The organism is Pseudomonas sp. ANT_J12, from assembly GCF_008370045.1.
Classification (GTDB): Bacteria; Pseudomonadota; Gammaproteobacteria; order Pseudomonadales; family Pseudomonadaceae; genus Aquipseudomonas.
Genome location: NZ_VOBN01000006.1, coordinates 70046 through 95491, shown reverse-complemented (window position 1 = coordinate 95491; position 25446 = coordinate 70046). Strand labels below are relative to the sequence as shown.

General features: G+C 57.6%; 24 protein-coding genes. 5 read left to right on the top strand and 19 right to left on the bottom strand.

The window, feature by feature from the left end; translation table 11 throughout:
* The first annotated feature begins 13 nt into the window (after positions 1 to 13).
* Together shc and idi are read left to right on the top strand one after the other, a co-directional pair.
* Positions 14 to 1942: a squalene--hopene cyclase gene (shc, locus tag FQ192_RS15315; protein ID WP_149659347.1), complete on the top strand. Its 1929-nt coding sequence runs from the start codon at positions 14 to 16 to the stop codon at positions 1940 to 1942.
* A gap of 3 nt (positions 1943 to 1945) precedes the next feature.
* Positions 1946 to 3517 carry an isopentenyl-diphosphate Delta-isomerase gene (gene idi / locus FQ192_RS15310; protein ID WP_256672287.1) on the top strand — a complete coding sequence of 524 codons (1572 nt, stop codon included), beginning with the start codon at positions 1946 to 1948 and terminating at the stop codon, positions 3515 to 3517.
* A 106-nt stretch (positions 3518 to 3623) separates the two neighbouring features.
* Here idi and glmU read toward each other — a convergent pair whose 3' ends face one another.
* The 19 genes from glmU to rpmH form a co-directional block, all read right to left on the bottom strand.
* Positions 3624 to 4991, bottom strand: coding sequence for a bifunctional UDP-N-acetylglucosamine diphosphorylase/glucosamine-1-phosphate N-acetyltransferase GlmU (glmU, locus tag FQ192_RS15305; protein ID WP_149659346.1), 1368 nt, complete (start codon positions 4989 to 4991; stop codon positions 3624 to 3626).
* 116 nt (positions 4992 to 5107) lie between these two features.
* A complete protein-coding gene (locus FQ192_RS15300) occupies positions 5108 to 5533 on the bottom strand; it encodes a F0F1 ATP synthase subunit epsilon (protein WP_149659345.1) in 426 nt (141 codons plus the stop codon).
* Positions 5534 to 5578: 45 nt separating this feature from the next.
* Positions 5579 to 6958 carry a F0F1 ATP synthase subunit beta gene (atpD, locus tag FQ192_RS15295; protein ID WP_149659344.1) on the bottom strand — a complete coding sequence of 460 codons (1380 nt, stop codon included), beginning with the start codon at positions 6956 to 6958 and terminating at the stop codon, positions 5579 to 5581.
* A gap of 27 nt (positions 6959 to 6985) precedes the next feature.
* The gene (gene atpG / locus FQ192_RS15290; protein WP_149659343.1) at positions 6986 to 7846 is read right to left on the bottom strand and encodes a F0F1 ATP synthase subunit gamma; all 861 of its coding nucleotides are present in this window, start codon (positions 7844 to 7846) and stop codon (positions 6986 to 6988) included.
* 50 nt (positions 7847 to 7896) lie between these two features.
* Positions 7897 to 9441, bottom strand: a complete 1545-nt coding sequence (atpA, locus tag FQ192_RS15285) for a F0F1 ATP synthase subunit alpha (RefSeq protein WP_121732610.1) — start codon at positions 9439 to 9441, stop codon at positions 7897 to 7899.
* 21 nt (positions 9442 to 9462) lie between these two features.
* The gene (locus FQ192_RS15280) at positions 9463 to 9999 is read right to left on the bottom strand and encodes a F0F1 ATP synthase subunit delta (RefSeq protein ID WP_149659342.1); all 537 of its coding nucleotides are present in this window, start codon (positions 9997 to 9999) and stop codon (positions 9463 to 9465) included.
* A gap of 12 nt (positions 10000 to 10011) precedes the next feature.
* Complete coding sequence (locus FQ192_RS15275) at positions 10012 to 10482, bottom strand: F0F1 ATP synthase subunit B (RefSeq protein WP_008027535.1); 471 nt, start codon at positions 10480 to 10482, stop codon at positions 10012 to 10014.
* A gap of 56 nt (positions 10483 to 10538) precedes the next feature.
* Positions 10539 to 10796 (bottom strand): F0F1 ATP synthase subunit C, encoded by a 258-nt coding sequence (gene atpE, locus FQ192_RS15270; RefSeq protein WP_002555987.1) that lies wholly within the window; start codon positions 10794 to 10796, stop codon positions 10539 to 10541.
* Between the two features lie 134 nt (positions 10797 to 10930).
* Positions 10931 to 11800: a F0F1 ATP synthase subunit A gene (gene atpB / locus FQ192_RS15265; RefSeq protein ID WP_123515495.1), complete on the bottom strand. Its 870-nt coding sequence runs from the start codon at positions 11798 to 11800 to the stop codon at positions 10931 to 10933.
* Positions 11801 to 11816: 16 nt separating this feature from the next.
* The gene (locus tag FQ192_RS15260) at positions 11817 to 12224 is read right to left on the bottom strand and encodes a F0F1 ATP synthase subunit I (RefSeq protein WP_054048155.1); all 408 of its coding nucleotides are present in this window, start codon (positions 12222 to 12224) and stop codon (positions 11817 to 11819) included.
* Positions 12225 to 12372: 148 nt separating this feature from the next.
* The gene (locus FQ192_RS15255) at positions 12373 to 13245 is read right to left on the bottom strand and encodes a ParB/RepB/Spo0J family partition protein (RefSeq protein WP_133835238.1); all 873 of its coding nucleotides are present in this window, start codon (positions 13243 to 13245) and stop codon (positions 12373 to 12375) included.
* Positions 13246 to 13254: 9 nt separating this feature from the next.
* The gene (locus FQ192_RS15250; RefSeq protein WP_133835237.1) at positions 13255 to 14052 is read right to left on the bottom strand and encodes a ParA family protein; all 798 of its coding nucleotides are present in this window, start codon (positions 14050 to 14052) and stop codon (positions 13255 to 13257) included.
* 18 nt (positions 14053 to 14070) lie between these two features.
* Complete coding sequence (gene rsmG, locus FQ192_RS15245; RefSeq protein WP_149659341.1) at positions 14071 to 14715, bottom strand: 16S rRNA (guanine(527)-N(7))-methyltransferase RsmG; 645 nt, start codon at positions 14713 to 14715, stop codon at positions 14071 to 14073.
* The gene (gene mnmG, locus FQ192_RS15240) at positions 14712 to 16610 is read right to left on the bottom strand and encodes a tRNA uridine-5-carboxymethylaminomethyl(34) synthesis enzyme MnmG (RefSeq protein WP_149659340.1); all 1899 of its coding nucleotides are present in this window, start codon (positions 16608 to 16610) and stop codon (positions 14712 to 14714) included. The genes rsmG and mnmG overlap by 4 nt, the downstream gene beginning before the upstream one ends.
* A 550-nt stretch (positions 16611 to 17160) precedes the next feature.
* Positions 17161 to 18531: a tRNA uridine-5-carboxymethylaminomethyl(34) synthesis GTPase MnmE gene (mnmE, locus tag FQ192_RS15230; protein WP_149659339.1), complete on the bottom strand. Its 1371-nt coding sequence runs from the start codon at positions 18529 to 18531 to the stop codon at positions 17161 to 17163.
* Between the two features lie 79 nt (positions 18532 to 18610).
* Complete coding sequence (gene yidC / locus FQ192_RS15225) at positions 18611 to 20296, bottom strand: membrane protein insertase YidC (protein ID WP_149659338.1); 1686 nt, start codon at positions 20294 to 20296, stop codon at positions 18611 to 18613.
* A 2-nt stretch (positions 20297 to 20298) separates the two neighbouring features.
* Positions 20299 to 20544 carry a membrane protein insertion efficiency factor YidD gene (yidD, locus tag FQ192_RS15220; protein WP_080761984.1) on the bottom strand — a complete coding sequence of 82 codons (246 nt, stop codon included), beginning with the start codon at positions 20542 to 20544 and terminating at the stop codon, positions 20299 to 20301.
* Positions 20537 to 20938: a ribonuclease P protein component gene (gene rnpA / locus FQ192_RS15215; RefSeq protein WP_218585769.1), complete on the bottom strand. Its 402-nt coding sequence runs from the start codon at positions 20936 to 20938 to the stop codon at positions 20537 to 20539. Before rnpA ends, yidD begins: the two co-directional genes overlap by 8 nt.
* Before the next feature lie 16 nt (positions 20939 to 20954).
* A complete protein-coding gene (gene rpmH / locus FQ192_RS15210; RefSeq protein ID WP_003213577.1) occupies positions 20955 to 21089 on the bottom strand; it encodes a 50S ribosomal protein L34 in 135 nt (44 codons plus the stop codon).
* A gap of 566 nt (positions 21090 to 21655) precedes the next feature.
* Between rpmH and dnaA the strand changes: the two genes are divergently transcribed.
* Genes dnaA through recF form a run of 3 tightly spaced genes read left to right on the top strand, consistent with a single transcriptional unit; the run spans position 21656 to position 25443 of the window.
* Positions 21656 to 23176 (top strand): chromosomal replication initiator protein DnaA, encoded by a 1521-nt coding sequence (gene dnaA, locus FQ192_RS15205; protein WP_149659336.1) that lies wholly within the window; start codon positions 21656 to 21658, stop codon positions 23174 to 23176.
* A gap of 39 nt (positions 23177 to 23215) precedes the next feature.
* Positions 23216 to 24319 (top strand): DNA polymerase III subunit beta, encoded by a 1104-nt coding sequence (gene dnaN, locus FQ192_RS15200; RefSeq protein ID WP_054048133.1) that lies wholly within the window; start codon positions 23216 to 23218, stop codon positions 24317 to 24319.
* Between the two features lie 20 nt (positions 24320 to 24339).
* On the top strand, positions 24340 to 25443 hold the full coding sequence (gene recF, locus FQ192_RS15195; RefSeq protein ID WP_149659335.1) for a DNA replication/repair protein RecF: 1104 nt from the start codon (positions 24340 to 24342) through the stop codon (positions 25441 to 25443).
* Positions 25444 to 25446 lie beyond the last annotated feature (3 nt).

Sequence of the window (25446 nt, the reverse complement as noted above, 5' to 3'; positions counted from 1 at the left end):
AGAGCCTCCCTCAATGAACACTCGCGTTAAAGACGTACTGGACAACGCCTTGAGCGCCCTGCTGGGCAAACAGCAAGCTGACGGCCATTGGGTCTTCGAGTTCGAGGCCGATGCGGGGATAACCTCTGAATATGTGTTGCTGATGCATTTCCTGGGCGAATCCCTTGAACCCACCTTGCAAACCAGGCTCGCGCGCTACTTGCGAGATCGGCAACAGGCAGAAGGCGGATGGTCGTTACTGCAAGGAGGCCGTTTTAACCTCAATGCCAGTGTCAAAACCTACTTTGCGCTCAAGCTGCTCGGACATACGAAGGACGAGCCGCACATGCAACGTGCTAGCACGCTTATTCGCCAGCACGGCGGGGCCGCTAACTGCAACGTGGTCACCCGCATCTGGCTCGCCTTGTACAACGTCATCCCCTGGCGTGTATTGCCCCTGATTCCCGTGGAAGTGATGTTGCTGCCACGCTGGTTTCCGTTTCATCTGTCGAAGATTTTCTGCATCCCTCGCCTGTTCACGGTGGCTGTTTCCGTGTTGCAGGTCTTGCGGCCCACGGCGCGTAATCCCCAAGACGTCGGCATCACCGAGCTGTTTATCCACCCGGCAAACGAAACCACTCCATTCCCCCGGGCGCCCCACCAAAACCGGGTCTGGTTTGTCTGTTTTTCCGCGATCGATCGTCTTTTGCACCGCATCGATCCGTGGCGTCCCAAGGGCCGACGTAAAAAAGCGTTGGATACAGCGGTGGCGTACGTGACCGGACAGCTCAATGGCGAAGATGGCTACGGCGCAACGCTGCCGACCATCGCGATCAGCTTGATCATGCTTCAGGCCCTGGGTTATCCCCGTGACCATCGCGCGATGCAAACGGCGCGTAGAGCCTGCGAAAAACTGTTGGTGGTGACCGAGCAGCAGGCTTACTGCCAACCATGCGTGTCGCCCGTCTGGGACACGGCATGGGCCTGTCAGGCATTGCTGGAAACCGGCAATCGCCGGGGATGGGAGGCGGCAGTGCGCGGCATCGACTGGCTCAAGCAACGGCAGATACTCGACGTGTACGGGGGCTGGGCGGTGACCAGGCCTCACCTGCGTCCCGGCGGCTGGGCGTTTCAATACGTGTTGCCCAACCATCCCGATGTCGACGACGCCGCTCTGGTCGCGACCGTCATGCACAAGGCCATGCAGGTCGTTCCCGGTGCTGACTACGGCGAGTCGATTGCCCGGGCACAGGAATGGATAAAGGGTATGCAAGGTCGCCATGGCGGCTGGGGCGCCTACGAGGCTGACAACACCCAGTATTACCTCAACAGTATTCCCTTTGCCGAACACGGCATGATGATTGATCATCCCACCGCCGATGTCAGCGGCCGCTGCCTGGCGCTGCTCGGGCAACTGGGTGCAACCCCGGTCTGCGATGACATCACGGGCAAGGCACTGAATTACCTGCTGGCGGAGCAGGAAACGGATGGCAGTTGGTACGGGCGATGGGGCATCAACTTCATCTATGGCACCTGGTCGGTGCTGGAGGGGCTTGCCGCCATGGGTTACGACACCCAGTCATCGGCTGTTCAAAAGGCTCGCCACTGGCTGATCCTGAGGCAGAACGAGGACGGAGGCTGGGGCGAAGATGCTTGCGGCTATTCCCTGGATCACCCACGCCATCAGCCTTCGGTCAGCACCCCATCCCAAACGGCATGGGCCTTATTGGGATTAATGGCGGCCGGTGCCGTGGAGCATCCCGTCACGGCAAAAGGCATTGAATACTTGCTCAAGGCGCAAAAAAACGAGGGCACCTGGACAGACCCGCATGCCACGGGCACCGGTGTACCTCGGGTGCTTTACACGACGTATCACGGATACGGTTTGTACTTTCCAATGTGGGCCCTGGCACGCTACTGCACGTTGCGCCAGGCCCGGACTCCAGCGACTGAGGTGATTTGAAGCATGGAAGAATCACTGATTCTGGTGGATCGCAATGATCAGCAAATCGGCACCGGTCACAAGTTGCCCATTCACCGCGAAGGGCTGCTGCATCGCGCGTTCTCGCTCTTCATCTTTGATGGCCAAGGGCGGTTGATGCTGCAGCAGCGCGCGCTGAGCAAATACCACTCCGGGGGCCTGTGGACCAACTCATGTTGTGGCCACCCTCGCCCGGGCGAGAGCACCGCCCAAGCGGCTCACCGCCGGCTTGGGGAGGAAATGGGCTTCGATTGCCCGCTGGAAGAAGTCACGACCCTGATTTACAAGTCTGAAGTCTCGGGGGATCTGATCGAGCACGAATTCGATCATATTTTCATCGGTCGGTTTGATGGCGAACCCGAGGTAAACCCGGAGGAAGCCGCGCAATGGCGGTGGATTGAAACATCCGAGTTATTGCAGTGGATCGATGCCGAGCCCGAAGCCTTCACCGTCTGGTTCAAGACCATCCTGAGCGCCCCGGCCTGCCAGCTCGAACAATGGCGATTACGGGCACAGTCCGACGCCTATGTTGACCCGACCCGTTATCAGGACGAGATCCTCACCCGGGTATCGCGCAGTTTTGCCCTGACCATCCCCCAGTTGCCGCCCGAACTTTACCCGGTGGTGACCAACGCCTACTTGCTCTGTCGGATTGCCGATACCATCGAAGATGAACCCGGCCTCACGGCCCGGCAGAAACGCCAGTACGAAAATGCGTTCCTGAATGTTGTATCAGGCGAGGCGGATGCCCAGGCCTTCAGTGATGATCTGAGTGAGCACCTGACGGATCAGACCCTTCAGGCTGAACACGACCTGGTCCGCCATCTGCCACAGATGTTGACGATATTCCACGCCCTGCGCCCTTTTCAGCAGGAGGCGATCCTGCAGTGCCTGAGCGTGATGACCCAGGGCATGAGCGAATTTCAGGAGAATGCCGGCGTGCAGGGTTTGGACACCTCTGAGCAGCTGGACCGTTATTGCTACTGTGTGGCTGGTGTCGTGGGAAAGCTGCTGACAGAGCTGTTCATCGATTTTGAACCCGCCCTGCTGCCCCAGCGAGAGAACCTGCATCGGCTGGCCCTTTCCTTTGGCATGGGCCTGCAGTTGACCAATATCCTCAAGGATCAGTGGGACGACCGTTTACGGGGCGCCTGCTGGCTGCCTCGGGACCTGCTCGCCAAGCATGGTGTCCAGTTCGCACAGCTCAAGGCCGGGCACAACGACCCACTTTATGCACAGGCCGTTGCGGAGCTGATTGGCACCGCCCATTCCCATTTGCAGCGGGCGCTGCAATACGCCCTGCTCATACCGGCCAGGCATTCGGGTATTCGGCGTTTTCTGCTGTGGAACATTGGCCTGGCGCTGTTGACCCTGCGTAACGTCCATAAAAATCCGCTCAGGCCGGTCAAAGTGTCCCACGCCGGTGTCGCGTGGATCATGCTGCTGACACGACTGTCCCAGCGCTCGGATTCAGGCTTGCGCATGCTCTACAAAATCGCTTCGCGCGCACTGCCAGTAACCCCGCTGGAAGCCGGGTGGAACACCACCTGTGGATAACCCATAAAAAAGATCGCAGCCTTCGACAGCTCCTACACGGGATACGTATCACCCTGTGGGAACTGCCGAAGGCTGCGATCTTTTTATTTTACGAGCTGTGGATAACTCAGCTCTTCTTGATTTTCTCCGGCCGCTTCCAGCCATCAATGTTCTTCTGCCGCGCCCGGCCTACAGCCAACTGCGCGTTATCCACATTCTGCGTAATGGTCGAACCCGCCGCAGTGGTTGCGCCGGACGAGATATCCACAGGCGCTACCAACGAGTTGTTGGAGCCGATGAACACATCTTCACCCAGCACGGTTTTCCATTTGTTCGCGCCGTCGTAGTTGCAGGTAATGGTGCCGGCGCCGATGTTGGTGCGCGCGCCGATTTCGGCATCGCCCAGGTACGTCAGATGACCGGCCTTGGCGCCTTCGCCCATATGCGCGTTTTTCAGCTCGACGAAGTTACCCACATGGGCCCGCGCCTCAAGCACGGTACCCGGACGCAAACGGGCGAACGGGCCGGCATCGCTGCCCTCGCCCAGAATCGCGCCTTCGATGTGACTGTTGGCCTTGATCACCACGCCTTTACGCAGGGTGCTGTCCTTGATCACACAGTTCGGGCCGATGACCACGTCGTCTTCGATCACGACGTTGCCTTCGAGGATCACGTTGATGTCGATGAGCACGTCGCGACCGACAGTCACTTCACCGCGCACATCGAAGCGAGCCGGATCGCGCAGGGTTACGCCCTGGGCCATTAACCGGCGACCGGCGCGCAACTGATAGTGACGCTCCAGTTCCGCGAGTTGCTTGCGGTCGTTGGCGCCCTGCACTTCCATGGCGTCATGGGGTTGTTCGGTAGCCACCACCAGACCATCGCTGACGGCCATGGCAATCACGTCGGTCAGGTAGTACTCGCCCTGGGCATTGTTGTTGGAGAGCCGGCTCATCCAGTCGCCCAGACGCTCAAACGGCACCGCCAGAATCCCGGTGTTGCCTTCGGTGATCTTGCGCTCGTCTTCATTGGCGTCTTTCTGCTCGACGATCGCGGCGACCTTGCCGTCGGCATCACGCACGATACGGCCGTAACCGGTCGGGTCGGTCAGCTCTACGGTGAGTAAGCCCAGTTGCTGCGGCGTCACCTGCTTGAGCAGGCGTTGCAGGGTTTCGACTTCGATCAGAGGCACGTCGCCGTAAAGGATCAGCACGGTATCGGATTTGATAAATGGTACGGCCTGGGCCACGGCATGCCCGGTGCCCAGTTGCTTGTCCTGCAACACGAAATTCAGGTCATCCGCTGCCAGGCGTTCACGCACGGCGTCGGCGCCGTGGCCGATCACCACATGGATGCGCTGTGGATCAAGTTGCCGGGCGCTGTGGATAACATGGCCCAGCATCGAGTTGCCGGCAATCGGGTGCAACACCTTGGGCAACGCCGAGCGCATGCGAGTGCCTTGGCCGGCAGCGAGGATTACGATTTCAAGAGACATGACTGGCTACCAATCCTGGGTGGTCAGCAACTGCGACCGGGTTATGAACATCGGAAAAGAAAAAAGGGTAGCCGAGGCTACCCTTTTTAATCAATCACACAACAAGCACCGGCCTATTAGTGGCCGAACTTCTTGCGGATCTGCTGGACGGTGCGCAGCTGAGCTGTCGCCTCGGCCAGACGTGCGGCGGCAGAACCGTAATCGAATTCTGCGCCACGTTCATGCAAGGCCTTCTCGGCAGCCTTAACGGCTTCCTGAGCGGAGGCTTCATCCAGGTCGGCAGCACGTTGCACGGTGTCGGCAAGAACCTTGACCATGTTCGGCTGAACCTCGAGGAAACCACCGGAGATGTAGAACACCTCGGTTTCCCCGCCCTGCTTGATCAGGCGGATCGGGCCTGGCTTGAGATTAGTGATCAGCGGCGCGTGACCCAGGGCGATACCAAGATCACCCAGTGCACCGTGCGCAATCACCATCTCGACCAGGCCGGAAAAGATTTCCCCTTCCGCGCTGACGATATCGCAATGGACTGTCATAGCCATCTGATTGCCTCAACCTAAATTAGCGCCCGTTGCCGGGCGCCGGGATTACAGTTTCTTGGCTTTCTCGATCGCTTCTTCGATGCCGCCGACCATGTAGAACGCTTGTTCTGGCAGGTGGTCGTAGTCACCGTTGAGGATGCCTTTGAAGCCAGCAATGGTGTCTTTCAGGGAAACGTATTTACCCGAGGCACCGGTGAAGACTTCAGCCACGAAGAACGGCTGCGACAAGAAGCGCTGGATCTTACGAGCACGGTTTACCAACTGCTTGTCGGATTCCGACAGCTCGTCCATACCCAGGATCGCAATGATGTCCTTCAGTTCTTTGTAACGCTGCAGAACGTACTGGACGCCGCGAGCGGTGTCGTAGTGGTCCTGGCCGATCACGTTCGGGTCCAGCTGGCGCGAAGTCGAGTCGAGTGGATCGACCGCTGGGTAGATACCCAGGGAAGCGATGTCACGGGACAGAACGACGGTGGCGTCCAAGTGGGCGAAAGTGGTCGCTGGCGACGGGTCAGTCAAGTCATCCGCAGGTACGTATACCGCTTGGATCGAGGTGATCGAACCGTTTTTGGTCGAAGTGATACGCTCTTGCAGAGTACCCATCTCTTCGGCCAGGGTCGGCTGGTAACCTACTGCCGAAGGCATACGGCCCAGCAGTGCGGATACTTCAGTACCGGCCAGGGTGTAACGATAGATGTTGTCGACGAACAGCAGAACGTCGTTACCTTCGTCACGGAACTTCTCGGCCATGGTCAGGCCGGTCAGTGCTACGCGCAGACGGTTACCCGGCGGCTCGTTCATTTGACCGTAAACCAGTGCCACTTTGTCCAGAACGTTGGAATCCTTCATCTCGTGGTAGAAGTCGTTACCCTCACGAGTACGCTCACCCACACCGGCGAACACGGAATAACCGCTGTGCTCGATGGCGATGTTACGGATCAGTTCCATCATGTTTACGGTTTTGCCTACACCGGCACCACCGAACAGACCGACTTTACCGCCCTTGGCGAACGGGCAAACCAGGTCGATAACCTTGATGCCGGTTTCCAGCAGGTCGTTGCCGCCCGCTTGTTCAGCGAAGGTTGGCGCAGGACGGTGAATGCCCCAGCGCTCTTCGGTGTCGATCGGGCCAGCTTCGTCGATCGGGTTACCGAGGACGTCCATGATCCGGCCCAGGGTCGCTTTACCGACCGGTACGGAGATGGCTGCGCCAGAGTCGGTGACTTCCAGACCGCGCTTCAAGCCCTCGGTGGAACCCATCGCAATGGTACGAACCACGCCGTCGCCCAGCTGCTGCTGAACTTCCAGGGTGGTTTCGGCCGCGCTTACAACTTTCAACGCGTTGTAGATGCTCGGTACGCTGTCGCGTGGAAATTCCACGTCGATAACGGCGCCGATGATTTGAACGATACGTCCGCTACTCATAGCTGGATCCTCTGAATATTTGAACCGTTAAACCGCGGCAGCGCCGCCGACGATTTCCGAGATCTCTTGGGTGATCGCAGCCTGACGCGCCTTGTTGTAGATCAGCTGCAAATCGCTGATCAAATCACCGGCGTTGTCGGTAGCGTTCTTCATCGCGATCATCCGCGCAGCTTGTTCAGCCGCGTTGTTCTCGACCACCGCCTGGTAGACCTGCGACTCCACGTAGCGAACCATCAAGCCGTCAAGCAGCTCTTTGGCGTCCGGCTCGTAGAGATAGTCCCAGTGGTGCTTGAGGCCTTGATCCGGGGTTGCAACCAGTGGAATCAACTGCTCCACGGTAGGCTGCTGCGTCATGGTGTTGATGAACTTGTTGGACACAACGCTCAAACGGTCGATACGACCATCGAGGTAGGCATCCAGCATCACCTTGACACTGCCAATCAGATCATTGATCGATGGCTCTTCACCCAGGTGGCTGATAGCGGCGACGACGTTACCGCCGAAGTTGCGGAAGAAAGCCGCACCCTTGCTACCAACAACACACAGATCGATCTCGACGCCGTTTTCACGGTTTTTCGCCATGTCCTTGACCAGGGCCTTGAACAGGTTGGTGTTCAAGCCACCACACAGACCACGGTCACTGCTCACCACGACATAACCGACGCGCTTGATTTCACGGTCGATCATGAATGGGTGGCGATATTCCGGGTTAGCGTTGGCCAAATGACCAATAACCTGGCGGATGCGCTCCGCGTAAGGACGGCTAGCAGCCATGCGCATTTGTGCCTTGCGCATTTTACTGACCGCCACTTTTTCCATGGCGCTGGTAATCTTTTGCGTGCTTTTGATGCTCGCAATCTTACTGCGAATCTCTTTTGCGCCTGCCATGTAACACCTATCAGGTTAGCAAGCGGGAGCCTTGCGGCTCCCGCTGCGGCTTACCAGGTTTGGGTGGCCTTGAACTTCTCGATACCGGCTTTCATGCCAGCGTCGATTTCGTCATTGAAGTCACCCTTCACGTTGATCTTCGCCATCAAATCGGCGTGATCGCGGTTGAAGAAAGCAATCAGCGCTTGTTCAAAGCTGCCGATCTTGGCGATTTCAATGTCAGTCAGGAACCCACGCTCAGCGGCATACAGCGACAGCGCCATGTCAGCGATCGACATTGGTGCGTATTGCTTCTGCTTCATCAGCTCGGTAACGCGCTGACCATGCTCAAGTTGCTTACGGGTCGCTTCGTCCAGGTCAGAAGCGAACTGGGCGAATGCCGCCAGTTCACGGTACTGAGCCAGAGCGGTACGGATACCACCGGAGAGCTTCTTGATGATCTTGGTCTGAGCGGCACCACCCACACGGGATACCGAAACACCGGCGTTCACAGCAGGACGGATCCCGGAGTTGAACATGGCCGATTCCAGGAAGATCTGACCGTCGGTGATGGAAATCACGTTGGTCGGAACGAACGCGGAAACGTCGCCAGCCTGGGTTTCGATGATCGGCAGTGCGGTCAGGGAACCGGTTTTGCCGGTCACTGCGCCGTTGGTGAACTTCTCTACGTATTCTTCCGAAACGCGGGATGCGCGCTCCAGCAGACGGGAGTGGAGATAGAACACGTCGCCTGGGTAAGCTTCACGGCCTGGTGGACGGCGCAGCAGCAGGGAAATCTGGCGGTAAGCCACTGCTTGCTTGGACAGATCGTCATAAACGATCAGCGCGTCTTCACCGCGGTCGCGGAAGAATTCACCCATGGTGCAACCGGAGTACGGTGCCAGGAATTGCAGTGCTGCAGATTCCGAAGCGCTCGCTGCCACGACGATGGTGTTAGCCAGTGCGCCGTTTTCTTCCAGCTTGCGAACAACGTTGGCGATGGTCGATTGCTTCTGACCGATCGCTACGTAGACGCAGAAAATGCCGCTGTCTTTCTGGTTGATGATCGCGTCGATCGCCAGAGCGGTTTTACCGATCTGACGGTCACCGATGATCAGCTCACGCTGGCCACGGCCGACAGGGATCATGGCATCGACAGCCTTGTAGCCAGTCTGTACAGGCTGGTCTACCGACTTACGCCAGATCACGCCTGGAGCAACTTTCTCGACCGCGTCGGTCTCGGTGTTGCCCAGTGGACCTTTACCGTCAACAGGGTTACCCAGTGCGTCGACTACGCGACCCAGCAGTTCCTTACCAACCGGAACTTCGAGGATGCGGCCAGTGCACTTGGCGCTCATGCCTTCAGCCAGAGACTGATAGGAGCCCAATACAACGGCGCCTACAGAGTCTTGCTCAAGGTTGAGGGCCATACCGAAGACGCCGCCCGGAAACTCGATCATCTCGCCGTACATGACGTCGGCCAGACCGTGAATCCGCACGATACCGTCAGATACGCTGACGACTGTGCCTTCGTTACGGGCTTGGGAGGTCACATCGAGCTTGTCGATGCGGCCCTTGATAATTTCACTTATTTCGGAAGGATTGAGTTGCTGCATTGCTCTGCTGCCCCTTCAAACTCAAGATTTCAATGCTTCGGCAAGGCTTGCGAGTTTTCCGCGAACCGAGCCATCGATAACCAGGTCGCCGGCGCGGATGACAATGCCCCCAATAAGGGATTTGTCTTCCTCGACTTGCAGGCGCACTTCCCGGTTGAGTCGTGCACTGAGAACCTTGGCGAGTTTGTCTTGCTGTTCTTGGTTCAATGCAAAAGCACTGGTCACTTCAACGTCTACCGACTTCTCTTGTTCGGCCTTGTACAGGTCGAACAGAGCGGATATCTCCGGCAAAAGCGGGAGACGGTCGTTTTCGGCAACGACGTGAATGAAGTTCTGTGCCTTGGCATCAAACTTGTCGCCACACACGTCAATAAACGTGGTGGCCTTGTCTGCGCTCGTCAGTCGCGGGGCCTTGAGCACGCGCTGCATGGTGTCATCTTGCGACACTGCTGCAGCCAGGCCGAGCATGGCTGACCAAGAGGCCAGTTGCTGGTGGGCCTGGGCGTGCTCGAAGGCTGCCTTAGCGTAAGGTCGGGCCAACGTGGTCAATTCTGCCATGATCGCCCTCGCTTAAATTTCAGCAGCCAGTTTGTTTACCAGCTCCGCGTGCGCGTTTTGATCGATTGTGGCACCCAGGATCTTCTCGGCGCCGCCGACGGCCAGTGCACCCAGTTGGGCACGCAGCGCGTCTTTGACACTGTTCAGTTCCTGCTCGATCTCGGCCTGAGCCTGGACCTTCACACGGTCAGCGTCGATACGGGCTTTTTCAACAGCCTCTTCAACAATCTGGTTACCGCGTTTCTTGGCTTGCTCAATGATTTCGGCTGCCTGAGCTTTTGCTTCGCGCAGTTGCTGACCCGCTTTATCTTGGGCCAGCTCCAGGTCGCGAGCTGCTCGGGCGGCAGCGTCCAGTCCATCCGCGATCTTCTTCTGACGTTCGTGCAAAGCCGCGATGACCGGAGGCCACACGAACTTCATGCAAAACAGTACAAAAATGAAGAACGCAACGGACTGGCCAATCAGGGTTGCATTAATGTTCACGCCAACACCTCGCTCGTTCGTTGCACATCAAACCAATCACTCGAAGGTTCGAGTGATTAGCCAGCGAGTTGACCAACGAATGGGTTCGCGAAGGTGAAGAACAGAGCGATACCAACACCGATCATGGTTACGGCGTCGAGCAGACCGGCAACGATGAACATTTTGACTTGCAGCATTGGAACCATTTCTGGCTGACGCGCTGCGCCTTCCAGGAACTTGCCGCCCAACAGGCCGAAACCAATTGCGGTACCCAGTGCGCCCAGGCCGATCAACAGTGCAACAGCGATAGCGGTTAGACCAACTACAGTTTCCATCTTTCCTCCCGACTTTTACGTCGTATGGTTTAGGTTTTTTAGATTTTAAAGCGGTAAAACAAATCGTTTCATAAGCCCTGTTCGGGCACCCACCCGTTTGACCGGGTGGGACATCAGACTAGTCGAGACTGGTCTTAATGGTTCTCTTCGTGCGCCATCGACAGGTAAACGATGGTCAGCATCATGAAGATAAACGCCTGCAGGGTGATGATCAGGATGTGGAACACAGCCCACGCCCACTGCAGAACTACGCCCAGGCCGCTAAGCCAGAGCAGACCGCTGCCGAACATCACGGCGATCAGAATGAAGACCAGTTCGCCGGCGTACATGTTGCCGAACAGACGCAGTGCCAAGGAGATTGGCTTGGCGATCAGGGTGACGAATTCCAGCAGGAAGTTCACCGGGATCAACAGCGCTTGCAGGAAAATGTTCTTGCTGCCAAACGGGTGCAGAGTCAGTTCGCCGATGAAGCCGCCGATGCCCTTGACCTTGATGCTGTAGAAAATGATCAACGCGAACACCGACAGGGCCATGCCCAGGGTAGCGTTCGGGTCAGTGGTCGATACGGCACGGAATGGAATGTGCGAATCGCCAGTGATCAGGATGGCCAAATGAGGAATCCAGTCGACCGGGATCAGGTCGACGGCGTTCATCAGGAAGACCCAGACGAAGATGGTCAGTGCCAGCGGTGCAATCACCGGGCTACGGCCATGGAAGCTGTCTTTCACGCTGCCATCGACGAATTCGACCAATACTTCAACGAAGTTCTGCAAAGCACCTGGTTGACCGGAAGTCGCCTTCTTTGCCGCCATGCGGAAAATCAGAACGAAGATCAGACCCAACGCGACCGACCAGCCGAGAGTATCGACGTGGAAAGCCCAGAAGCCCATTTCTTTGGCCTCTGCTGCGGTGTGGGCAAAGCCCCAGCCGCCGGTAGGATGCTGACCGAAGGTCAGGTTCTGCAAGTGGTGCTGGATATAGCCCGAAGCGGTTGTCTCTGCCATGGTTGCCTCAAACGCCCTAAGGTCTCGAAAGTCTTGTTCTCATCAGCAGGGGCGCGAACCAGCTGACCAGTTGGGTCAACACGAAGACGCCGAATACAGCTAGCGGCGCCAATGGCTTCACACCTGCAAACGTCAATGCAAAGAGCACTGCCGTCAGAATTAATTTGCCCGCCTCGCCAGCATAAAAAGACCGGACGATGGCTTGAGCTGCTCGGGCGCCGGAAAACCGAAATGCCCTGTGAGCGAAATAAACATTGGGTAACAAGGCTATCAGGCCTCCGCAGAGTCCTGAGTACCCGGCAACGACTCCGTACCATTGCCACAGCGCCAAAGCAGCGATGAGCAAAACGATAAATTGAGCCATTAGCACCGGAAAAACTGCCAGGCGATGGAACGGCAAGCGGTTTGGCGTGCGGGTTTCCATCACTTTTACTCCCCAATGGTCGGCTGCCAGAATTCAATAACTTGGCATAATTTGTGCCGACAAAATGCGCGCAGAGTATAGGGGCGGTTCAGCCCCTATTCAACTGTCAGGTAGTGATTTCCGACTGCGCGCTACATGAGGAAATGTTTCAGCGGATGTGCGCAAGCACACCTTGAAGCTCGTCGAGAGAGTTATAACCAATCACCAGCTGCCCTTTGCCCTTCTTTCCGTGGCGGATCTGCACCGCAGAGCCTAGGCGCTCGGCCAGGCGCTGCTCAAGTCGAGCGATATCCGGGTCGGGTTTTGCAGCTTCCACAGGCTCCGGTTTGCCACTCAGCCACTGGCGAACCAGTGCCTCAGTCTGGCGCACGGTCAGCCCGCGTGCGACAACGTGTCGCGCCCCCTCAACCTGCTGATTCTCCGGCAAACCCAGTAAAGCACGTGCGTGGCCCATTTCAAGGTCGCCGTGGGACAACATGGTCTTGATGACTTCCGGCAACGCGATCAGGCGCAGCAAATTGGCGACGGTGACGCGGGACTTACCCACAGCCTCGGCGACCTGTTGCTGGGTCAGCTGGAACTCCTGCTGCAAACGCTGCAGGGCCACCGCTTCTTCGATTGGATTGAGGTCTTCGCGCTGGATGTTCTCGATCAGCGCCATGGCGATGGCGGTTTCATCCGGCACATCGCGCACCATCGCCGGGATGGTTTCCTGGCCGGCCTGCTGGCTGGCACGCCAGCGGCGTTCGCCGGCGATGATTTCGAAACGACCGTTGCCAATCGGGCGAACCACGATCGGCTGCATGACGCCCTGGGCCTTGATCGACATCGCCAGCTCTTCCAGCGCCTGGGGATCCATGTCCCGGCGCGGCTGGTACTTGCCGCGCTGGATCAGGTCCAGGGGCAGGTGCTGCAGCTCACGCTGATCAGCTTGTACCGCTTGCTCTTCGAGCGAGCTGACAGTCGGACCACTCAGCAGTGCATCCAGTCCACGTCCGAGACCTCGTTTCTTGACGGCCATGGGGATTCCTTAAGTTGCCTGAGCAGCGGCGGTGCGTGAGTTTTTGCGCTGGCGGCGAACCAGTTCGCCCGCCAATGCCAGGTAGGCGATGGCGCCACGCGATGATTTGTCGTACGCCAGCGCCGGCATGCCATAGCTTGGCGCTTCGGCCAGGCGGATGTTGCGCGGAATCACGGTGTCGTAGAGCTGTTCGCCGAAGTGTTCCTTGAGCTGGGCCGAGACATCGTTCATCAGGCTCAGGCGCGGGTCATACATGGTCCGCAACAGGCCTTCGACTTTCAGGTTCGGGTTCAGCAGTTCGGCGATGCGCTTGATGTTATCCACAAGGTCGCTCAAACCTTCGAGCGCAAAGTACTCGCACTGCATGGGGATAATGACCCCGTCAGCGGCGACCAGTGCGTTCAGGGTCAACATCGACAGCGACGGCGGGCAGTCGATCAAAATGTAATCGTAGTTTTCACGGATCGGCGCCAATGCGCTGCGCAGGCGACTTTCCTTCATCTGCATTTCCAGCAGCACCACTTCGGCCGCCGTCAAATCGCGGTTGGCCGGCAACAGCTGGTAACCACCGTGCTCGGAGAAGTGCATGGCCTGGGCCAGGTCGCACTCACCGATCAACAGGTCATAGACCGAGTTTTCCAGGCCGTGTTTATCCACACCGCTACCCATGGTGGCGTTGCCCTGTGGATCGAGATCGATCAACAACACCCGGCGCTTGGTAGCGACCAGGGAAGCTGCGAGGTTGATGCAGGTGGTGGTCTTGCCCACACCACCCTTTTGGTTCGCTATCGCGAATACCTTAGCCATTCTTGCTTGTGTTCCCAATCATGCCGTGCGGCGCAGTATCAGCAGATGGCGTTGGCCTTGGCAACCAGGTACGGCCAGGGCGTGTTCGCTATCGAGGTGGAAGTCTGCCGGCAATGCTACCAGCTCATCGGCGGGATGAACGCCCTTCATTGCCAGCCAACGTGTATCGCGGTCGCCGAGGTGGCGCGTCCAGTTGCTGAAGTTTTCCATGCTGCTGAACGCCCGGGAGATGATCCCGTTGAACGGCTGTTCTGGCTGGAAACTTTCAACGCGACTGTGGATAACTTGCAGGTTATCCAGTTTGAGTTCGAGTTTGACCTGGGTCAGGAAGCGGGTTTTCTTGCCATTGCTGTCCAGGCAGGTCACTTGGGACTCTGGAAACAGGATGGCCAACGGAATGCCCGGCATGCCGCCGCCGCTGCCAACGTCCAGCCAGCGGCCGTTTTCCACAAACGACATGATGCTCAGACTGTCGAGCAAATGACGGGACACCATTTCGTCCGGATCACGCACGGCAGTCAGGTTGTAGGCCTTGTTCCACTTTATCAACAGGGCCAGATAACCCAGCAGCAACGCATGCTGGGTTTCTGTCAGCGTGACACCGAGCTGGCGAGCACCTGTGGATAACTCTTCTGCATGTTGCGAGGTGACCAACGAACTCAAGCGCTTTGCTCCAACTGACGGCCCGCGCCGCGTTTTTTCAAATGAATCATCAACAGCGAAATCGCTGCCGGGGTCACGCCCGGGATACGCGACGCCTGGCCCAACGTCTCTGGACGGGTCGCACCGAGCTTGCTCTGGATCTCTTTGGAGAGACCGGAGATGTTCGTGTAATCGATATCCACAGGCAACTTGGTATTTTCGCTGGCCCGCAGACGAACGATTTCATCCTGTTGGCGATCGATGTAGCCAGCGTACTTGGTCTTGATTTCGACCTGTTCCGCGACTTGTGGATCTTCTGCACCACCGCCCGTCACGGCGATCAGACCAGCGTAGTCGATTTCCGGACGGCTCAAGAGATTGAGCAAGTTGTATTCGTGGGTCAGCGGCGTGCCGAACTTCTCGGAAATCGCATCGCCCTGCTCGGTGCCCGGGCGAACCCAGGTACTTTTCAGGCGCTGCTCTTCCAGATCGATGCTTTCGCGTTTCTTGCAGAACGCCGCCCAACGGGCATCATCGACCAAACCGAGTTCGCGACCTTTTTCGGTCAGACGCAGGTCGGCGTTGTCTTCGCGCAAGATCAGGCGGTATTCGGCCCGGGACGTAAACATCCGGTACGGTTCCTGGGTACCCAGGGTAATCAGGTCATCGACCAACACCCCGATGTACGCCTCGTCGCGACGCGGACACCAGGCGTCTTTGCCCTGTGCACGCAGCGCGGCGTTGGCTCCGGCCAGCAAACCTTGGGCGCCGGCCTCTTCGTAACCGGTGGTGCCGTTGATTTGTCCGGCGAAGAACAGACCGCCAATCACTTTGGTTTCCAGGCTGTACTTCAGGTCACGCGGGTCGAAGTAGTCGTATTCGATGGCATAGCCCGGGCGAACGATGTGCGCGTTTTCCATGCCGCGGATCGATTGCACGATCTGCAATTGCACGTCGAATGGCAGGGAAGTGGAAATACCGTTCGGGTACAGCTCGTGGGTGGTCAAGCCTTCCGGTTCGATGAAGACCTGATGGCTTTCCTTGTCGGCAAAGCGGTGGATCTTGTCTTCGATCGAGGGGCAATAACGCGGACCGATGCCTTCGATCAGCCCGGCATCGGAATACATCGGCGAACGGTCGAGGTTCGCGGCGATGATTTCGTGGGTCCGGGCGTTGGTGTGGGTAATCCAGCAGCTGACCTGTTTCGGGTGCTGCTCTTTGGAGCCCATGAACGACATCACCGGGATCGGCGTATCGCCTGCTTGCTCGGTCATCACCGAGAAATCCACGGAACGGCCGTCGATACGCGGCGGCGTACCGGTTTTCAAGCGACCAACACGCAGCGGCAACTCACGCAAGCGGCGAGCCAGCGCAATCGATGGAGGATCACCGGCGCGACCGCCGGAATAATTCTGCATGCCAATGTGGATAAGTCCACCGAGGAAGGTGCCAGTGGTCAACACCACAGAATCGGCGAAGAAACGCAGACCCATTTGGGTGACAACACCGCGCACCGTTTCCTGTTCGACGATCAGGTCATCAGCGGCTTGTTGAAATATCCACAGGTTGGGCTGGTTTTCCAGGGCTTCGCGGACAGCCGCCTTGTACAAAACCCGGTCGGCTTGAGCGCGAGTCGCTCGCACGGCCGGGCCTTTGCGGCTGTTCAACACGCGAAACTGGATACCCCCCTTATCGGTGGCCATGGCCATCGCGCCGCCGAGGGCGTCGATTTCCTTGACCAGGTGGCTTTTGCCGATCCCGCCAATGGCAGGGTTGCAACTCATGGCACCGAGGGTTTCCACGTTATGCGTCAGCAACAGGGTTTTTGCCCCCATACGTGCTGACGCCAGTGCTGCCTCGGTACCGGCATGACCGCCGCCGATGACGATCACTTCAAAACGGGAAGGGAAATCCACCACGCACCTCGTGCCTGCTTCAGTTAGGTAATCCGGAATAGGTTGGTCTCAGGTTTTTGGACCTGGTCGGCAAGTATAGGGACTTCGCCCTTCCTAAAGAACCCTTTGCACAAAATTTAACCAGCTGTGGAGAAGTCGGGGTTATAGAAATTAAAAAGAGAGAAATTTATTAAATCTTTGTTTTTATGTTTATTTCTACTGAGCACCATTTCTGTGGATAGATCTCTACAGCCCTTTATATTCAATATGTACAGAGATTCAAAACCCTGTGGTCATGTGCCAAGGAGGCCCTTGGATAACCGGTGTAAGCCTGTGGATGAAAGGGGTGGTTATCCACAGAGGGGTTTATCTTCAGTTTTCAGGCCCTGTTATCAACTGCCCTTAGTGGCAGTTATTCACAGGGCTTAATTCACAGAAAAGCGTCGAAAGGACGATTTCCGGGCAGGAGAAATCCGCTCAAGCAGAAAGAATCTGTTCGGCACTGGGGGAAGTTTTCAGAAAAGGAGGGAACAGACAGGCACGAATGGCCTGTCTGTGAACAACGAAGGGGCTATTTACCGATGCAGAAGCTGGAAAAGATCCGCCCCAACAGGTCATCGGAGCTGAAAGCGCCGGTGATTTCACCTAAAGAGTGCTGCGCTTGACGCAGATCTTCAGCCAATAGCTCGCCGGCACCTGCCAACGTCAGCTGCGCACGGCCGTGCTCGAGGGAGGCACTGGCATGGCGCAGCGCCTCCAGGTGACGCCGGCGTGCGCTGAAGCTGCTTTCCGAGGTCTGCTCGTAGCCCATGCAGGTCTTGAGGTGTTCACGCAGCAGCTCAAGGCCCTCGCCCGCAGACTTGGCACTCAAGCTGATGGTGACATGGCCATCGTCGCTGACTTCCAGGGCAATCGCTTCGCCCGTCAGGTCAGCCTTGTTACGGATCAGCGTGACTTTGGCCGGGTCTGGCCGGGTTTCGAGGAATTCTGGCCACAGGGCAAACGGATCCAGGGCTTCCGGCGCGGTGGCATCCACCACCAGCAACACCCGATCCGCTTCGCCGATGGCTTTCAACGCACGCTCAACGCCGATTTTTTCCACCTGGTCATCGGTATCGCGCAGGCCTGCAGTGTCGACCACGTGCAACGGCATGCCGTCGATGTGGATATGTTCGCGAAGAATGTCCCGGGTGGTGCCGGCAATCTCGGTAACAATCGCCGCTTCACGACCGGCCAAGGCATTGAGCAGGCTGGATTTGCCGGCGTTCGGCCGTCCTGCGATAACGACGTTCATGCCGTCCCGCAGCAAGGCACCCTGCCCGGCTTCGCGCAGCACTGTGGATAATTCATCGCGGACCTTGTCGAGCATGCTCAGCACATGGCCATCGGCGAGGAAGTCGATTTCTTCTTCCGGGAAGTCGATGGCGGCTTCAACGTAGATGCGCAAACCGATCAATTGCTCGGTGAGGTTATGCACACGCTGGGAAAACGCACCTTGCAAGGAACGCAGGGCATTACGCGCAGCCTGTGCAGAACTGGCCTCGATCAAATCGGCAATCGCCTCTGCCTGGGCCAAGTCGAGTTTGTCGTTGAGGAAGGCGCGTTCGCTGAATTCACCCGGTCGGGCCAGGCGACAACCCAATTCCAGGCAGCGCTTGAGCAGCATATCCAGGACGATCGGACCGCCGTGGCCCTGGAGTTCCAGCACATCTTCGCCGGTGAACGAGTTCGGCCCGGGGAAATATAAGGCGATGCCTTCGTCCAGTACCTCTTCGGTTTCACTCAGGAACGGGCCGTAATGGGCGTAACGCGGTTTCAGTTCGCGACCGCTGATGGCTTTGGCCGCCACACTCGCCAGCGGCCCGGAAATACGGACGATGCCCACCCCGCCGCGACCTTGAGCGGTGGCGACGGCGGCGATGGTTTCACGAGGAACGCTCATAAACCGGTATCCAGACAAAAGTGACAGATAGCAAAACGCCCCACTAGGGGGCGTTTTGAGTGGTTATCCACAGAGTAAGTTACGCAGCGGCTTTTTTGGTAGCCGCTTCGATCTTACGCGTGATGTACCACTGTTGGCTGATGGACAGGCAGTTGTTGACTACCCAATACAGCACCAGACCCGCCGGGAACCACAGGAAGAAGAAGGTGAAGATGATTGGCATCAGCTTCATCACCTTGGCCTGCATCGGATCCGGAGGCGTTGGGTTCAACCGCTGCTGGATAAACATGGTTGCACCCATGATGATCGGCAGAATGAAGAACGGGTCCTTGATCGACAGGTCAGTAATCCACAGCATGAATGGCGCTTGGCGCATTTCCACGCTTTCCAGCAGAACCCAGTACAGCGAAAGGAAAACTGGCATCTGCACCAGGATCGGTAAGCAGCCGCCCAGCGGATTGATTTTCTCTTTCTTGTACAGCTCCATCATGGCTTGGGACATTTTCTGCCGGTCGTCGCCATGCTGCTCTTTCAGCAATGCCAGTTTCGGTGCCACTGCACGCATGCGCGCCATGGATTTGTAGCTGGCAGCCGACAGAGGGAAGAAAAGCCCCTTGATCAGCATGGTCAGGAAGATAATCGACCAGCCCCAATTACCGACAATGGCGTGGATATGTTGCAGCAACCAGAAGATTGGCTGGGCAATGAACCACAGAATGCCGTAGTCGACGGTCAGTTCCAGACCTGGGGACAACTCTTTCAGCACAGCCTGGCTTTTCGGGCCGGCGTACAGAACAGCGCTGATTTCACCTTTGGCACCTGGCGCAACGGTCACTGCCGGAGCGGTGTAACCGATGATGTAGTTGCCTTTGCTGTCTTTACGGGTCTGGACGACATTGTTTTCGCCCTTCGCCGGAATCCACGCGGTCACAAAGTAGTGTTGCAACCAGGCAACCCAACCACCGTTCACGGTTTCTTTTAGCTGAGCCTTGTCCATGTCCTTCATCGACACTTTCTTGTACGGCTCGTTACTTGTCCACAGGGCGGCGCCCAGGTAAGTCGCGGTGCCGGTGGCCGTGCTGGAAGAAGGATCGGAACTGGCGTCACGCTTCAGTTGCGCGAACATCGCGCCGGACCAAGGCTTGGCGCTTTCGTTGTCGATCAGGTAGGAAACGGTTACGTCATACAGGCCACGTTTCACGGTGAAACGCTTGATGTAGTTGACGCCGTCCTTGCTGAACTTCAGGTCCACGACCAATTGGTCCTGACCGTCAGCCAACTGATAAATCTTCTTCTCCGAAGCGTAAACCGGACGACCGGTTGGACTTGCGTCCGGACCGTCGGCGCCGATCAAACCGCTCTGGGCCAGATAAGTCCGCTCGTTGCCGTTATCAAACAACTGGAATGGAATTTCCGGATGGTCCTGGCGACGCGGATACAGCGGCAGCGTCAGCTGGGCAACATCACCACCTTGTGGATCGATGGCCAGGTTGAGCACATCCGTTTTGATCTGGATGAGGTCTTTACTGACAGCTACCGGAGTTTCGGCAGGTGCAGTGCTGGTATCGCTTGCGGCGCGGGGAATGTCGTCACTGACAGAAGCATTATTGCCAGTCGCCGTGTCCGGTAGGCCCGGTGCGGTAGTACTGGAAGCAACATTCTGAGTCGGCAGGGCAGCCTGGCCATAGTCCTGGTTCCATTTAAGAACCATAACGTAGGACACGATTGCCAGGGCGACGATCAGGATCGTGCGTTTGATATCCATGATTACTCGGCCATCGAAGAAGAACGGGAGGTAGGGATAGGCGGAACCGGGTCATAACCACCGGGATTCCACGGATGACAGCGACCTAAACGACGAAAGGCCAGCCAGCCACCGCGCAGAAGGCCATGATTTTCTATGGCTTCGTACGCGTAGCAGGAACAACTGGGGTAGAAACGACAGTGACTGGCCATCAGGGGACTAATGGCATAGCGATAAAACTGGATCGGAACGAGTGCCAGTTTACGCATCAGGACTGTCTACCCCTACAGTTTCGGTTTTAACTGCTGGTACTGGCGTGCTGCGTGCCAGACGCTTCCAGAGTTTGCCGAAATGCTGAATCAATTCGGGGTTTTCTACGTCCCCCAAACCTTTGCGCGCGACGATAACAATGTCCCAACCGACCAGTGAATCCTGGTTCAGGCGAAACGATTCGCGCATCAGACGTTTGAGGCGATTGCGCTCGACGGAGAGCTTTACGCTCTTTTTCCCGATAACCAGCCCGAGACGGGGGTGATCAAGATCGTTGTTGCGCGCAAGGAGCAGGAGATTTTTCCCCGGAACCTTGCCGGTAGGGGAGTCAAAGACTGCTTTGAAATGCCGGGGCGTAAGCAAACGCTTGTCCCGACTGAAGTCCTGACTCACCTCCAGTGCCGGATTATCAAACTGCCAGACGCGCACGACCTTTGGCGCGACGACGCGACAGGACGGCACGACCGTTTTTGGTAGCCATGCGAGCACGGAAACCGTGGGTACGAGCGCGTTTGATAGTGCTTGGTTGGAAAGTACGTTTCATTGTCGTGTTACCTGGTTCGTCCACAACGGGCCGGAATGGCCCCCGTTTTAAGAGACCGGGGATTCTAGAGAAAGCAAGCCTCTAGGTCAATTTCCAACCAGCGTTTCCTTATAAATAGATCTCCAGGGGTTTCTCGCCCGACGCTCCTTCGCTAGATATAGAAATAAAGAAGGGAATTATTTAAAGCTTTTCTGTAAAGCTTATAAAAGCTAGGGACGCCTTCTGCTGTGGATAACTGCCTTTAGCCCTTCTAATCCGTGCTGTACAGGGAATGACAACTACGGTGGAAAACGGTGGTCAGCCTGTGCTGCGCTGTCGGATAAGCTGTGTGTGGAATGGCAAGTTATCCACAGGCCAGTTATCCACCGAGTTTACCCCCCACTTGTCCAGTGCCCTCATGGGCGGTTATCCACAGAGCTTATGCACATACCGCTGGTCGCCTTTTAAGTAGTTAACGCGTTGATAATTCATGGGCTGTGCGCAACCTGCATGTGGATAAGTGCGCGTCTGGCCGCTACAATGGCCGCTTGTTTTTGCCTCACCGGCTTTCAACTTAGGGGATATCCGTGTCAGTGGAACTTTGGCAGCAGTGCGTGGAGCTTTTGCGCGATGAGCTGCCTGCCCAACAATTCAACACTTGGATCCGTCCACTACAGGTCGAAGCCGAAGGCGATGAGTTGCGTGTCTACGCACCGAATCGTTTTGTTCTCGACTGGGTCAACGAAAAGTACCTGGGCCGCGTCCTCGAACTGATGGATGAGCATGGCAATGGCATGGCGCCGGTGCTTTCCTTATTAATAGGCAGCAAACGCAGTTCGGCCCCGCGTGCGGCACCCAACGCCCCGCTGGCCGCTGCGGCGTCCCAGGCGCAAGTCTCCCAGGCACCGGTCAGCGCACCCGCGCCTGCCCCGGCCGCCACACAGACCAAACGCGCAACCCAAAAGATTGCCGACGTCAGTGAAGAGCCATCCCGCGACAGTTTCGATCCAATGGCCGGCGCCAGTTCGCAACAGGCCCCGGTTCGCGCCGAACAACGCACCGTCCAGGTGGAAGGCGCGCTCAAGCACACCAGCTACCTGAACCGAACGTTCACGTTCGAGAACTTCGTCGAAGGTAAGTCCAACCAACTGGCCCGGGCTGCGGCCTGGCAAGTGGCGGACAACCCGAAGCATGGTTACAACCCGCTCTTCCTTTATGGTGGCGTCGGCTTGGGTAAGACCCACTTGATGCACGCTGTGGGTAACCACCTATTAAAGAAGAACCCGAATGCCAAGGTCGTGTACCTGCATTCCGAGCGTTTCGTGGCCGACATGGTCAAGGCGCTGCAGCTGAACGCGATCAACGAGTTCAAGCGCTTCTACCGTTCGGTGGACGCCCTGCTGATCGATGACATTCAGTTCTTCGCTCGCAAGGAACGTTCCCAGGAAGAGTTTTTCCACACCTTCAACGCCCTGCTTGAAGGTGGCCAGCAGGTCATTCTCACCAGTGACCGCTACCCGAAAGAAATCGAAGGCCTCGAAGAGCGCCTCAAGTCCCGCTTCGGCTGGGGCCTGACGGTGGCTGTCGAGCCGCCGGAGCTGGAAACCCGCGTGGCGATCCTGATGAAAAAGGCCGACCAGGCCAAAGTCGATCTGCCCCACGATGCGGCGTTCTTCATTGCCCAACGTATTCGCTCCAACGTCCGTGAGCTCGAAGGCGCGCTGAAGCGCGTGATCGCCCACTCGCATTTCATGGGCCGCGACATCACCATCGAGCTGATTCGCGAATCCTTGAAAGATCTGTTGGCGCTGCAAGACAAACTGGTCTCTGTGGATAACATTCAGCGCACCGTCGCCGAGTACTACAAGATCAAGATCTCCGACTTGCTGTCCAAGCGTCGTTCACGCTCGGTCGCACGTCCGCGTCAGGTTGCAATGGCCCTCTCCAAAGAGTTGACTAACCACAGCCTGCCGGAAATCGGCGATGTGTTTGGCGGCCGCGACCACACGACCGTTTTGCACGCCTGCCGCAAGATCAACGAACTTAAGGAATCCGACGCGGACATCCGCGAGGACTACAAGAACCTGCTGCGTACACTGACCACTTGATGAACACCAGCGCAGCTTATTAAGGCAAGGGACTAGACCATGCATTTCACCATTCAACGCGAAGCCCTGTTGAAACCCCTGCAACTGGTCGCAGGCGTCGTCGAGCGCCGACAGACCTTGCCGGTGCTCTCCAACGTGCTGCTGGTTGTCGAAGGCCAGCAGCTGTCGCTGACCGGTACAGACCTGGAAGTCGAGCTTGTCGGTCGTGTGCAACTCGAAGAGCCGGCTGATCCAGGTTCCATCACCGTGCCTGCGCGCAAGCTGATGGACATCTGCAAGAGCCTGCCGAACGACGCGCTGATCGACATCAAGGTCGATGAGCAGAAGCTCGTGGTGAAGGCTGGCCGTAGCCGCTTCACCCTGTCGACCTTGCCGGCCAACGATTTCCCGACGGTGGAAGAAGGCCCGGGTTCGCTGACTTGCAGCCTGGAGCAAAGCAAACTGCGTCGTCTGATCGAACGCACCAGCTTCGCCATGGCCCAGCAGGACGTGCGTTACTACCTCAACGGCATGCTGCTGGAAGTGTCCGAAGGCATCATCCGCGCCGTGGCCACCGACGGTCACCGTCTGGCCATGTGCTCGATGAAGGCCGACATCGGTCAGCCGGATCGTCACCAGGTGATCGTGCCGCGCAAGGGTATCCTTGAACTGGCGCGCCTGCTGACCGAGCCGGATGGCCTCGTCAGCATCGTCCTGGGTCAGCACCACATCCGTGCGACTACCGGCGAATTCACCTTCACCTCGAAACTGGTCGACGGCAAATTCCCGGATTACGAGCGCGTTCTGCCGAAGGGCGGCGACAAGCTGGTACTCGGCGACCGCCAGGCCCTGCGTGAAGCCTTCAGCCGCACCGCGATCCTGTCCAACGAGAAGTACCGCGGTATTCGTCTGCAATTGGCCAACGGTCAGTTGAAGATCCAGGCCAACAACCCGGAGCAGGAAGAAGCGGAAGAAGAAGTCGGCGTTGAATACAACGGCGGCAATCTGGAAATCGGCTTCAACGTGAGCTACCTGCTCGACGTGCTGGGCGTGATGACCACCGAGCAGGTTCGCCTGATCCTGTCCGACTCCAACAGCAGTGCGCTGGTGCAAGAGTCCGACAACGACGACTCGGCTTACGTTGTCATGCCGATGCGTCTGTAATCATGCTCAGCAGAAGCTAGATGTCCTTAAGTCGCGTCTCGGTCACCGCGGTGCGCAATCTGCACCCGGTGACCTTCTCCCCCTCTCCCCGAATCAACATTCTTTACGGCGCCAACGGCAGCGGCAAAACCAGTGTTCTGGAAGCCATTCATCTGCTGGGGCTTGCCCGTTCGTTTCGTAGCAGCCGTCTTTTGCCCGTCATTCAGTACGAGCAATTGGCGTGCACGGTGTTTGGGCAGGTGGAATTGTCCGAGGGCGGGCACAGCGCCTTGGGGATTTCCAGGGACCGACAAGGCGAGTTCCAGATCCGCATCGATGGGCAGAACGCCCGTAGCGCGGCGCAGTTGGCGGAGATCCTGCCATTGCAACTGATCAACCCCGACAGCTTCCGGCTGTTGGAGGGTGCGCCGAAGATTCGCCGGCAGTTTCTCGACTGGGGTGTGTTCCACGTGGAACCGCGATTCATGTCCACCTGGCAGCGCTTGCAGAAGGCCCTGCGCCAGAGAAACTCTTGGCTGCGGCATGGTACACTTGACGCCGTTTCGCAAGCGGTTTGGGACAGGGAACTGTGCCAGGCCAGTGCAGAAATTGATGAATACCGCCGCGCTTATATCAAAGCCTTGAAACCAGTCTTTGAACAGACCTTGAGCGAACTGGTTGAGCTCGAAGGTTTGACGCTCAGCTATTACCGCGGATGGGACAAGGACCGCGAGTTGAGTGCAGTGCTCGCCGGGTCCCTGCAGCGGGATCAGCAAATGGGTCATACCCAAGCCGGACCACAACGCGCTGATTTGCGTCTTAGATTGGGCGCACATAACGCCGCGGACATTTTGTCCCGGGGTCAGCAGAAGTTAGTGGTCTGTGCATTGCGGATTGCCCAGGGGCACTTGGTTAGCCAGGCCCGACGCGGCCAGTGTATTTATCTGGTGGATGACCTGCCGTCCGAACTGGACGAGCAACACCGCCGTGCGCTTTGCCGCTTGCTGGAAGACTTACGCTGCCAGGTGTTTATCACCTGTGTAGATCACGAATTATTGAGGGAAGGCTGGCAGACGGAAACGCCAGTCGCTCTGTTCCACGTGGAACAGGGCCGTATCACCCAGACCCACGACCATCGGGAGTGAAGG

Coding starts and splice junctions, on each gene's coding strand:
- shc (WP_149659347.1), top strand. CDS start 14: ATGAACACTCGCGTTAAAGACGTACTGGACAACGCCTTGAGCGCCCTG.
- idi (WP_256672287.1), top strand. CDS start 1,946: ATGGAAGAATCACTGATTCTGGTGGATCGCAATGATCAGCAAATCGGC.
- glmU (WP_149659346.1), bottom strand. CDS start 4,991: ATGTCTCTTGAAATCGTAATCCTCGCTGCCGGCCAAGGCACTCGCATG.
- FQ192_RS15300 (WP_149659345.1), bottom strand. CDS start 5,533: ATGGCTATGACAGTCCATTGCGATATCGTCAGCGCGGAAGGGGAAATC.
- atpD (WP_149659344.1), bottom strand. CDS start 6,958: ATGAGTAGCGGACGTATCGTTCAAATCATCGGCGCCGTTATCGACGTG.
- atpG (WP_149659343.1), bottom strand. CDS start 7,846: ATGGCAGGCGCAAAAGAGATTCGCAGTAAGATTGCGAGCATCAAAAGC.
- atpA (WP_121732610.1), bottom strand. CDS start 9,441: ATGCAGCAACTCAATCCTTCCGAAATAAGTGAAATTATCAAGGGCCGC.
- FQ192_RS15280 (WP_149659342.1), bottom strand. CDS start 9,999: ATGGCAGAATTGACCACGTTGGCCCGACCTTACGCTAAGGCAGCCTTC.
- atpE (WP_002555987.1), bottom strand. CDS start 10,796: ATGGAAACTGTAGTTGGTCTAACCGCTATCGCTGTTGCACTGTTGATC.
- atpB (WP_123515495.1), bottom strand. CDS start 11,800: ATGGCAGAGACAACCGCTTCGGGCTATATCCAGCACCACTTGCAGAAC.
- FQ192_RS15260 (WP_054048155.1), bottom strand. CDS start 12,224: ATGGAAACCCGCACGCCAAACCGCTTGCCGTTCCATCGCCTGGCAGTT.
- FQ192_RS15255 (WP_133835238.1), bottom strand. CDS start 13,245: ATGGCCGTCAAGAAACGAGGTCTCGGACGTGGACTGGATGCACTGCTG.
- FQ192_RS15250 (WP_133835237.1), bottom strand. CDS start 14,052: ATGGCTAAGGTATTCGCGATAGCGAACCAAAAGGGTGGTGTGGGCAAG.
- mnmE (WP_149659339.1), bottom strand. CDS start 18,531: ATGAGCGTTCCTCGTGAAACCATCGCCGCCGTCGCCACCGCTCAAGGT.
- yidC (WP_149659338.1), bottom strand. CDS start 20,296: ATGGATATCAAACGCACGATCCTGATCGTCGCCCTGGCAATCGTGTCC.
- yidD (WP_080761984.1), bottom strand. CDS start 20,544: ATGCGTAAACTGGCACTCGTTCCGATCCAGTTTTATCGCTATGCCATT.
- rpmH (WP_003213577.1), bottom strand. CDS start 21,089: ATGAAACGTACTTTCCAACCAAGCACTATCAAACGCGCTCGTACCCAC.
- dnaN (WP_054048133.1), top strand. CDS start 23,216: ATGCATTTCACCATTCAACGCGAAGCCCTGTTGAAACCCCTGCAACTG.
- recF (WP_149659335.1), top strand. CDS start 24,340: ATGTCCTTAAGTCGCGTCTCGGTCACCGCGGTGCGCAATCTGCACCCG.